Genomic DNA, 10,623 nt, shown 5'->3' with positions numbered 1-10,623 from the left:
TGGAACCATGAAAGAAAACCGGTTGTTGATAGTGATCGACAGGCGATACTCCTCTTGAGCCGCGGACAAGCTATAAAAAAAGGGGTAAGCACTGCTGCTTACCCCTGATTTTCTAGTCAGAATCGAGAGAGAATGAACTGACTAGCGGGCTATCCAGCCTGTCCCCACAGACTAGAAACCAACTTTGGCGCCAAGCCTCCAGACCCGTCCAAGCGGGTTGCCGGTGAATGGGTTGTAACCCAACTGCGTTCTGGCAGAAGGTGGATCTTCATTCGTAAAGTTTTCTACCGAGAATTGGAGCTGGGCATCAAAGGCAGAAATCGGCAGATCATAAGCCAGATGAACGTCATGTTGTGTGAAGCTCGAAATATTCCGGCCAAAATCCGTGGGACCAAAACTGGTGGTCGCACATGGGTCGGGCAGAGCTGGACAACGCTCATCGCGAACACCATCAACATATTTTACACCATAGCGCGCATTGAACCCGCTAATATTGAAATTGACATAGGCATTGCCCCGCCACGGCGCGATAGTGCCGGGATTGCGATCGAGATTGGCTAAACCAACCGCACTGAACCCGGGACGGAGCAGCGTGCCATTAAGATCAAAATCACCGACTTTGTATGTTAGAATATGACTGGCATTCGCGCCGATGGTCAAAACACCGGTTCCGATTTCTGTGGTATAGCTTGCCGCGAAATCCAGACCTGTAGTCTTTGTTGTCGGCCCATTGACCCACTGGGTGAAGACACGAGAGATATCATCACCCACCGTGACACCTTGAACACAGGCACCGCCAGCGAACGTGATCAAGCCGACAAAGGGGCTTGAACAATCGGCAAGACCATCGGGTATCGGCACCACATTACTCGCAATGGCTTGACCATCGGTTGTGGTGATTTCGTCTTCGAAATCAAAACTCCAATAGTCCACAGAGAAGTTGAAGCCGCCAAAGTCGACAATAGCTCCGACATTGTAAGTGAATGCTGTTTCGGGGCCCAAATCCGTTGGATTTCCGGCAATATCCACCGCTTTAAAGTCACCGCCTGCCGCCGCTAGACCGGCAAGTGACGTGATAGCATTGGTGGATACTTGAGCCGCCAAAGGCGCACGGAAGGTCGTGCCGACCGAGCCGCGAAGCACCAACCAATCAGTCGGTTCCCAGCGAACAGAGCCTTTTGGATTAAAGGTTGATCCAATGGAACCGCCATATGCCTCGAAACGGGCTGCCGCGGTGAATTCAAGTGTGTCGCTAATCGGAACAGCAACTTCGGCAAAGGCAGCTATCACATCCTGGGTCAAATCTGCATTGCGTTGACCGCCAAGGAAGATAAAAGAGCCCGCTCCCTCAAGCGCGCCACCGACACAAGATTGATCGCCCAATACCGGACATGGATTGAGATCCAAATTGCCAAATTCGTTGAGCGGCTTGTTGTTGAACCGTGTCTTGCGGTACTGCGCGCCGGCTGCCCAACCAATGGCGCCGCCGCCAAAATCAAGGCCCAGTTCGCCGGAGAAAATCAAATCCGCAACAACTGTATCCTCGCTTTGGTCGTTACCGTTTGGAACAGCGAGCCAATTGGCCAATTCTGCTGTGTTCTCAGCACCGGGAACGTAAAATGGATTATCTAGGCCCAGAGTAGGGTTACCGGGACCGGCATTGGTAAATGGATTGAACCACAAGCAGCCATTGAGACCCGGAGTATTGCCGTTACAATTTGGCCCACCAAGACCATTTAACGCAGCCTGCAATCTCGATCCGATGATACCCGGTGAACCACCGCGGCGATCATAGTTCATCATTGTAAGCGAAAATTGCCCCCGGAATGATTCTGAAAAATCCTTCTCGAAGGTACCGGAAAATCTATAGGCCTTACTGTTAACAAATTGGCGGCCCGACCCTCTTTCGTCGTTCGGAACGCCCAGCCAGCCATAGGGACGCCAGAAGAAAGGAAATAGGCGGCCACCTAGTGGTGATGTCGCCCCGGTCTGCGCCAGGAAAGGAGCAACACCAGGATTATCAACGGGAACGCTGAACCCCCCGAAAGGAGGTCCGCCACCTAAACCGGCGCCTCCGGGGCCTTGCAATGGAGGATATCCCGGCGAAGTTCCGATCGAATCCAGGTCGGTTTGCGCATAGGTAAACTCACCCCGAAAACGGAAAGTATCAGAGAGATCAACATCTGCTTGAATATAGCCTTGATAGCGATCTGTGTCCTCGACAAGGTTATCAAAGGGAACAAAGCTAAACCGACAAATCGGGAAAGCTCCGACAGCGTCTTCAACCCCGCCCAGATCGTTACAGCCTACGTCGCGTACACTGCCAAGGAAACCAGGGTTTCCGGGCACGAAGAAATGACCAGGCGTACCCAGTGAAGACCAAGCCGCCGGATTCACTTCATATGGTTGGGATGCATAGTCGCGTTCAGTCGTAGGTAATTCCGAACGATGCTGCCAACCGAAGCCCGCTAGGATATTCACATCGCCAAAAGTTTTACCGACCAATATTGATGCAGTATAGTTATCGTCTGAGCCATTGACGAACTCATAGTCGCTTTTTATTTCGACACCTTCAAAACCCTTTTTGGTGATGAAGTTGGCCACACCAGCAATAGCGTCGGAACCATAAGTCGCCGCCGCGCCATCTTTTAGAATTTCAATCCGTTCAAGCGCGAAAAGAGGAACAGCATTTGTATCACCAAAACCGCCACCGACGGCGCCCGGTGCGGTAAATGTCCTTCTGCCGTTGAACAGCACCAAAGTACGTTGCGGACCTAAACCGCGCAGGTTGATGGAGCCTAGGCCCTGATTGCCTTGAGCGGTCGTAGAAAATTGATTGGTATCGCCAAGTACGCTGCCGACTTGAGGCAGATCCTTGATAAATTCAAGCGGAGAAGAAACACCTGCGGTATCCAAATCCGCCGCAGAGAACACATCCACCGGTTGCGCTGCATCTTCAGGCGTACCGCGAATGAAGCTGCCTGTTACGACGATGATGTTTTCGTCATTATCCGCTTCTTGCACGTCCTGTGCATGAGCCATATTCGGTGCGACCGTGGCCGAAAATACGACCGCGCTAAGCGCACTTGTGCAACGCAAGAGTGTTTTATTCATGATGTTTCCCTCCCAAAAATTCCGGAAATCAAACCATGATAATTTGATTCCAGCGCCCTCTTTGAGGCGATAAATTTTCTCTCCAAGACGAAGAGTTAATGTAATTAGACCATTAGTCAATAGTAATTGACGAAGCATCAAATTAGATATCTGGCTGAGAAATTCGGAATCGCGGCCTCAGCCGGTGACGGTCTTCAATTTCTTTTGTCAGCTATATTTTGTGCTGCGCGGAACACCCGGAGAAAATTTTCGCCCCAAATTTTTCTAATCTGCTCAGCTGAATAACCGCGTTTTACCAGGGCGATGGTGACGTTCTCCGCCTCACTTGCATCCACAAATCCGGCAACGCCGCCGCCATGATTGAAGTCGCTGCCAATTCCGACATGATCGATACCCACACGGTTTACGATATAGTCAATATGATCAACCAATCGATCAACAGAACCCGGACCGATCGCCCTCCGCATCGCAATCAGAAACGACTGACGTTTTTCGGGATCAGGGATCTCCCAATAGAGTTCGTAAGGGTAAGAATAGGCATCGGGCAATCCGGCATCGCGTCGGACTTTCAGAATGGCGGTCAATAATTTGGGATCCGAAAGATCGACAAGATAGGCACCAAATGCCGCGAGATGGATAACGCCGCCGGTTTTCGCAATGAGATCGATTTCTTCATCGGACAGATTGCGCGACACATTGGATAATTTGCGCGCGTTAGAGTGGCTGGCGATGACGGGAGATCGAGATAATTTTGTCGCCTGCAAAGTCGCTGCCTTCGACATTTGCGAAACGTCGATTATTCCCCCAAGCGCATTGATACGCCGTACCGCCGCCACCCCCAAAAGTGACAAGCCGCCATGCTCTTCGGCGATTTCATAAGACCGCCTCTCGGCAATATATAGAGGACGCGAACTGTCTGAAAAATCATTATGTCCCAAATGGTTGAGGCCGAATAGACGAACTCCGGCGGCGTAATATTGATCTAGGGCATCAACCTGACCATCGAGTGATCGGGCATTCTGGAAGCCCAGTAAAATAACGGTCTTTCCGCTGGCGCTCAGACTTTTGATCTCAGCTGGCGATGTCGCTAGGCCCAGATTCGGATCTTGTTGCACCATGTTGGAAACCGCTGCCAGTTTTTCATCGGCCTCGGCTCTCGCCAAGGCGCGACCGTCTGTTGTTCTGGAGCCGGGGCCCACGGCGACCGACATGATGACAGCATCTACGCCCCCCGCTCGCAACTTGGCTGGAGCGACTTTGGATAGTCCATCGACCCCCAGATAGGTTTTAGAGGTGGAAGGTAGGGCAATATCCGCATGGGCATCCAGCACCAGACTCTGTTGATGAATTTCTCTCGCTCTTTCGACAAGAGCGGCCTCGATTTCTGGAGCAGCAGACGCAGTGACTGATTCTGTTTGAGCAGCTGCACAAGCCGATAGCAATACAGCTGAAACGAAAAACATCGTGCCGCGAAGCACAGGTTGAAAGTGACTTGAGAGTTTCGCCGACAGTTTTTGCATTGGTCTATTCTCCAAGAAAATCGATGATCGCTTTAGTCGCACGCTCCGGCCGTTCCATCGACGTCCAATGATTGATTCCTTTTAACCGAACTGTTCGCATGTCCGGCCCGGCATCGTCGACTTGATCAATAAGTTCAGGCACGAAAACCTGATCCTCTTCACCCCAGATAAACAGAGCGGGCATGGTGATTTTCGCTTCGGGTCCAGGCCAGAGATCGGAATCTGAAACATTGTCAAACGGTGGAATATTGGCCCGGTACCAATTCATCGCCGCATAAAGCATTTCGTTGCTCGACAAGGCGTTTTGGAACAATTCCAATTCTTCCCGGGACAGGTCACCGCGTTCGCCGAGTTTCCCGTAGGCTGAAACCCGCGCTGACTCGATCGCATTGCCGGACTTGAGCATTTCCAAAGTCGTGCCCCGAAATCTCTGCATATATTGGTTTCGGCGTTGTTGCTCTTTGTTATTCGCCGCATATTTGAGGAACAGGTTAAGCGGAGGGGCGCTCATGCCCACGACTTTATGCAGGCGATCAGGATAAGCTTGTGCATAGGATAGGGCGAGAACCGAGCCCCAGTCATGGCCGATCAATATATATTTCTCGTCACCGCCGAGATGGCGGGACAGCGCATCCAATTGGGACGCCAGTTTGGCTATGTCATAAGGTTCCAATTGATGCGGCTTAGCGGACAAGCCGGAACCTAGAGCGTCCAACGCTACAACCCGGTACTGGCCTTTCAGTGCCTCCATCTGATCAAACCAACTATACCAGAAAGATGGAAATCCATGGTAAAAAATGATCAATGGTCCTTCGCCTGCCTCAACATAATGCAGGCGGGTATCGCCGGAACCGAAATAGCCTTCCTTATATTTCACATCGCTTGAACCGTTGGCATTGGCGAAGACCACTGCTGGATCAGCGGGAACGGGGTTCGTCGCCTTGGGGGTTTCGACAGCGGGATTAGCTGACATACAGCTTGGCAGCGTGAGCAGGCCTGCAAGCAAGGTCACGCTCTTCAGAAATGCCATTGTCTCTCCTTCGCCTGTGTCTTGACCATTGCTTTATAAGGAAGGCTTGTTATTGTACTAATAGTCAACAACAATAGGCAGCACCTGTCAAACCTTTCTTACAGGATGCTCCAGAACCAAAAGGATGCAGAAATATAATGCGTCTATTTTTGTCATTAGCGGCAACGCTGACATTGGCATCCGTTGGCTTATCTGGCTGTCAGCAGAAAGATGCCGAACCTGAGATCGCGGACTCCGCGCAGGCTCTGGGGAAAGGCAATCCTGGCGAAGGACTTTACCAGAAACATTGCGCAGCATGCCATGATGGCGGCACTGCAGAAGCGCCAACCAAAGCTGCTATCCAGTTAAATAGCGTTGAATCGATCAGGGCCTCGCTTTCTACCGGTACAATGAAAGAACAGGCGTCGATGATGACGCCGATCGAAATACGGATCATTGCCGACTATCTGGCCAGTCCAAGCAGCGAGAGCGCATTAGCCAATGCAAAAAAGCACCAGTGCAAAGGCCAGTTAAAACTCTCCAAGCCGCTTTGGAACCGTTGGGGAAACAGCAAACGCAATGTCCGTTTCCAGCCCGCTGTCAATGCCGGTATCACAGCAGCAGAAGCGCCAAATCTGAAATTGAAATGGGCCTTTGGTTTCCCCGGTTCAGCGCGCGCGCGCTCCCAGCCCGCGGTCACCGCGGAAGCCATATTTACAGGGAGCCAGAGCGGACTATTTTATGCGCTGGATACCAAGACAGGCTGTGTCTGGTGGACATTTGAAGCCAAGGCAGAGGTTCGTAACGCACCGACCATATCGACCGATAAAAATGGTTATGCGAAGACGCTCTATTTCGGGGATGTCGATGCCAATGTCTATGCTGTCGATGCCAAAAATGGAGAGTTGATTTGGACACGCTCTGTCCAAGACCATCCGGTTGGAACAATAACGGGTTCGATCACGCTCCATAAAGGACGTCTCTATGTTCCGATGTCTTCGCTTGAGATTATCAACGCCTATCTTCCAGACTATGAATGTTGCACCTTTCGAGGTGGCGTGATGGCAATGGAAGCGAAATCGGGTGAACCAGTTTGGCGTTTTCACACGGTTCCCGAGCCTAAAAAGACGACAAAGAATAAAGCGGGTGCTCAAAATTACGGACCATCGGGCGCGCCAATCTGGTCCACTCCAACTGTCGATGCCAAGCGCGGGTTGCTCTATGTCGGGACAGGAGAGAATTATTCCTCGCCCGCCAATGACAAAAGCGATGCTATCATTGCATTGGGGCTTGATACAGGAGCGGTTGAGTGGATCCAGCAGACCATTTCGGGTGATGCCTGGAACGCTGCTTGTGGGCGAAACGGATCGCAGGTCAATTGCCCGCAGGAAGACGGCCCAGACTTTGATTTTGGCGCACCTCCGATTTTAACGACTCTGGCCAATGGCAAGGACATTATTCTGGCAGGCCAGAAATCAGGAATGCTCTTCGGTATGGACCCGGATGCAGGCGGCAAAATCCTTTGGGAAACACGTGCTGGAATGGGCGGTTTTAATGGCGGCGTCCATTGGGGGATGGCAACCGACAGCAAGACGCTGTTTGTTGGTATTGCCGATACTCCCGGCAACCGGTTTGCCACGGGCCCTTCACGTCAAGGCTTGCACGGATATGACCCCGCAACGGGTAAAGCTTTGTGGAGCAAATTTGAACCCAATGTCTGTGAAGAAAAAGCGCATAAATGCATGACCGCATTGTCTGCCCCGCCAACCATCACGTCAGACGTCGTTTTCGCTGGCGCACTCAATGGCATATTGCGTGCCTATAGTGCCGATGGTGGCGAGATATTGTGGAGCACCGACACACGCAGGGAATATAAAACTCTGAATGACGTTAGCGCGCGTGGTGGCTCGATAGATTCCGCAGGCCCTGTCGTCGCAGGCGGCCTGCTTATCGTCAACAGCGGCTATGACAAATTCGGACAGATACCCGGCAATGTGATGCTAGTTTACAGCGCTGATTGAGGAAAAGACCAATGTTCAGATCAAATATTGCTAGTCTTTGTATAGGCCTGACCGTCAGCCTTTGTCTGACATCTTGTATGCAAACCGCTGCCACTGAGTCGGCCGACACGACCACCAGTCCACCGCGCATAGTGCAAACGCCGTTTTTCCGTCCAGCAAGTCTGGGCAATACCAAAATCAAGGGCGTGCGGTTCATTGGCAAGGCGGTGTCAGACATTGATCAGAGCATCGCTTTTTATCAGCAGGCCGTACCGTTTGAATTGGTCAGTCGATATCGTGTCGCCGCCAGCGACATCTATCTTCCCGGGATGACTTCCAAACAGCATGGAAATGTAGAAGTTGCACTGATTAGAACCCCAACGGTTTTTGTTAAACTGGTTGATTTTGATCCGGACGCGAAAGCGCCGGCTTATGCCAAACCGGTCATTGGCCCTGGATATACGCATATTTGTTTCCAGTCCCCGGCGACCGATCCCGCCCTGCCAAAATTCCAAAAAAAGGGACTGGAAATGGTGTCACGAAATGCGCCTGTCGACTTAGGTGGCTATGGTGTCACCTACGCATATGGCCGAGATCCCGACGGCACAATCATTGAAAATGAAACCGTCGACAGGCCCCGCCGTCAAGATAGTGCGTGGATTACCCATATTGGTGGAGCGACGTCGGATGCAGACCGAATGGCAGATTTCTACACCAGATTTATCGGTTATGGAGCAAGGCGGCGCGGTGAATATTCAAACTTTCCAAATATGGATAATATCGTCGCGATTGATGGCGTTGTCCTTCGCAGTGCATGGTTTGCTGTCCGCAATCTTGAACTTGAATTTTGGGAGTTTGTTCAGCCAGCCACACCGGTCCGTGATAAACCTGCCAAAGTCGACCAAATCGGTTACAATATGACGGCATTTGAGGTAACCGATGCAGATGCGGAGCGCGAAAGGCTGGCAAAGTTGGGCATAAAAATGGTTGGTCCGGCAAAAACCAGTAAAGGCTGGAAAATTTACTACACGTACGATCCAGACGGAAATGTGATTTCAATTCAGGAAAATGTCTCTGCACCAAAATCTGAATCGATTGACGATATGATGTGGATCGATCCAACGACCTATTAGGAGCAGTAATTTTGTCGGCCGCCTTCGCGGTTCATCAACAAAAGATTATATGGTAGCAATTGAAACAATGAACAAAGAAACTCCCATCAAAAGGCGGCGCCTCAGTCCAGAAAAGCGCAAGTCGTTGATCCTAGATCATACGGCAGAGATTGTTGCACGCGATGGTGTGGCAGTTTTAAGTATGGAACTCATTGGCAAAGAAGCGGGAATTAGTAAGTCGCTCGTCTACACTTATTTTGACAGCCTGACGGAACTGCTCCGCGCGCTCCTAAATCGCGAACTAAAGCGCTTGCGGCGATTGCAGGTACGCGAGGCGGAGAAAGCGAAGACTTTCGAAGAACTGGTCCGCGGCATCACACATCAATATCTAAAATATATTGAGGAACGCGGGCTAATCATTGAACGCCTCCAAACCGAACCCAGCGTATCGGGCGGCCATGATCCTACAGACTATAGCCGCGATGATGCGGTTGATTATATTGCCGATATTGTGGCCAATAATTTTGATATTCCAAAGGATGCAGCCAGGGCGGCAAGTGATATATCCTTTGGCCTTCCGGCCACTGCGGGGGCCTATTATCTGCACAGCGATATGAGCAGGGAAGAGATCGAAAACATCACCGTTACAATGATATTGGGTTCTTTAAATGCCGTTCAGAGTGACTATAACATGCGGCAGCAACCTTTGAAGCGAAAGCCCTGAGATCTTTGCTAATGCCGGGATCCGACGGACGGACTATAGCGGGTGGATGGAATGACCTCCATCGATGACCAGTGATTGACCAGTCATGAAGTTACTTTGCTGGGACGCCAGATAGACGGCGATACCCTCCATGTCTTCCAATTCCCCAACCTTTCCGGAAGCAGATCGGCGCTTACAAGCATCCCGGAATATTTGCGGCGTATTTAACGACATGTCCGTTTCAATATATCCTGGCAGGATCGCGTTAACTTGAATATTTGCCTGCCCTAGTTCGATTGCCAGAGCACGCGTTAAACCGGTGACTGCCGCCTTGGTGGTTGAATAACCACTCCCCATTGGCATGCCCATTATCGCAGCAGCAGAAGAGGTTACGATCAACTTTCCGCCCTGCCCACGTTCCAGAAGATGAGCGATGACCGGTTTATAGGTGTTCACTACGCTGGTAAGGTTCATATCCACCGTCGCCGTCCACGCTTCCCCGCTCGTCTTGTGCAACATGCCCGCAGACCCGCCGCCTGCATTGGCAAAACAGCTATCCACTTTTTGAAAGCGTTGCAGCGTTGCACCAAAGGCGGCATCGACTTGCTCGGCATCAGTGACATCACAAGAAAACACCGCTGCATCGCCGCCCATATCGTGCAGTTCCTTCAATGCTGCTTCGTTTTTTTCCGGATTGCGACCCCAGATTGCAACGGCGGCACGGGCTTTGACCAATCCTTTGGCCATCGCCAAACCCAGGCCGCCATTGCCGCCCGTCACCAAAGCGACATGGCCGGTTAAATCGAACATAAAATCTATCCTTACGATGAATTGGCAGAACACCTGATCGTCTCGTGAGCGAGTGCCCAACAAAACGAAGTATTGCGTCACTTCATAGTTATTGGAAATAAAGTCAATAGTGATATTACTGATCGATAGATAGGGCATGCCTCGTCGAGATACCCAAGTGCACAAAACCATGCCCCCAAACCATATCTTCTCAACACGGATACGGACGGCGTATCGTTAAAAGCTGGAACCGCCTGAGTCTATGCAAACCAAGAATCAAAAGATCGAGGCACCCGGATGCGCGGTGGCTGGAACGCTGGCTGATCTTCAAGATAGTCCATGCCCAATCCAACAAGATTATTGACTATATTTTCAA

Annotated in this window: 7 protein-coding genes; 3 read left to right on the top strand and 4 right to left on the bottom strand. The window is 51.2% G+C overall.

The features are described from left to right. Positions 1 to 171: 171 nt before the first annotated feature. The 3 genes from DK507_RS07020 to DK507_RS07010 all read right to left on the bottom strand — a co-directional run bounded on the left by DK507_RS07020 (position 172) and on the right by DK507_RS07010 (position 5,664). A complete protein-coding gene (locus DK507_RS07020; protein ID WP_254054286.1) occupies positions 172 to 3,114 on the bottom strand; it encodes a TonB-dependent siderophore receptor in 2,943 nt (980 codons plus the stop codon). A 194-nt stretch (positions 3,115 to 3,308) separates the two neighbouring features. After that, the gene (locus DK507_RS07015; protein WP_109355685.1) at positions 3,309 to 4,634 is read right to left on the bottom strand and encodes a dipeptidase; all 1,326 of its coding nucleotides are present in this window, start codon (positions 4,632 to 4,634) and stop codon (positions 3,309 to 3,311) included. Positions 4,635 to 4,638: 4 nt separating this feature from the next. After that, a complete protein-coding gene (locus DK507_RS07010; RefSeq protein WP_109355684.1) occupies positions 4,639 to 5,664 on the bottom strand; it encodes an alpha/beta fold hydrolase in 1,026 nt (341 codons plus the stop codon). A gap of 137 nt (positions 5,665 to 5,801) precedes the next feature. Between DK507_RS07010 and DK507_RS07005 the strand changes: the two genes are divergently transcribed. From DK507_RS07005 to DK507_RS06995, 3 genes are all read left to right on the top strand, one after another. Beyond that, a complete protein-coding gene (locus tag DK507_RS07005; protein ID WP_109355683.1) occupies positions 5,802 to 7,664 on the top strand; it encodes a PQQ-binding-like beta-propeller repeat protein in 1,863 nt (620 codons plus the stop codon). Positions 7,665 to 7,675: 11 nt separating this feature from the next. Then, positions 7,676 to 8,776 carry a VOC family protein gene (locus DK507_RS07000; RefSeq protein WP_109355682.1) on the top strand — a complete coding sequence of 367 codons (1,101 nt, stop codon included), beginning with the start codon at positions 7,676 to 7,678 and terminating at the stop codon, positions 8,774 to 8,776. Between the two features lie 67 nt (positions 8,777 to 8,843). Continuing rightward, complete coding sequence (locus tag DK507_RS06995; protein WP_109356199.1) at positions 8,844 to 9,479, top strand: TetR/AcrR family transcriptional regulator; 636 nt, start codon at positions 8,844 to 8,846, stop codon at positions 9,477 to 9,479. A gap of 33 nt (positions 9,480 to 9,512) precedes the next feature. On the opposite strand, the gene DK507_RS06990 is transcribed toward DK507_RS06995, so the two are convergent. After that, a complete protein-coding gene (locus DK507_RS06990) occupies positions 9,513 to 10,268 on the bottom strand; it encodes an SDR family NAD(P)-dependent oxidoreductase (protein WP_162558949.1) in 756 nt (251 codons plus the stop codon). Positions 10,269 to 10,623 lie beyond the last annotated feature (355 nt).

It is taken from the genome of Sphingorhabdus sp. EL138, assembly GCF_900258045.1.
Lineage (GTDB): Bacteria > Pseudomonadota > Alphaproteobacteria > Sphingomonadales > Sphingomonadaceae > Parasphingorhabdus.
This window is presented reverse-complemented; position numbering and strand designations above follow the sequence as displayed.

Excerpts from the sequence above, each read along its gene's own strand:
- DK507_RS07020 (WP_254054286.1), bottom strand. The coding sequence starts at position 3,114 with ATGAATAAAACACTCTTGCGTTGCACAAGTGCGCTTAGCGCGGTCGTA.
- DK507_RS07015 (WP_109355685.1), bottom strand. The coding sequence starts at position 4,634 with ATGCAAAAACTGTCGGCGAAACTCTCAAGTCACTTTCAACCTGTGCTT.
- DK507_RS07010 (WP_109355684.1), bottom strand. The coding sequence starts at position 5,664 with ATGGCATTTCTGAAGAGCGTGACCTTGCTTGCAGGCCTGCTCACGCTG.
- DK507_RS07005 (WP_109355683.1), top strand. The coding sequence starts at position 5,802 with ATGCGTCTATTTTTGTCATTAGCGGCAACGCTGACATTGGCATCCGTT.
- DK507_RS07000 (WP_109355682.1), top strand. The coding sequence starts at position 7,676 with ATGTTCAGATCAAATATTGCTAGTCTTTGTATAGGCCTGACCGTCAGC.
- DK507_RS06995 (WP_109356199.1), top strand. The coding sequence starts at position 8,844 with ATGAACAAAGAAACTCCCATCAAAAGGCGGCGCCTCAGTCCAGAAAAG.
- DK507_RS06990 (WP_162558949.1), bottom strand. The coding sequence starts at position 10,268 with ATGTTCGATTTAACCGGCCATGTCGCTTTGGTGACGGGCGGCAATGGC.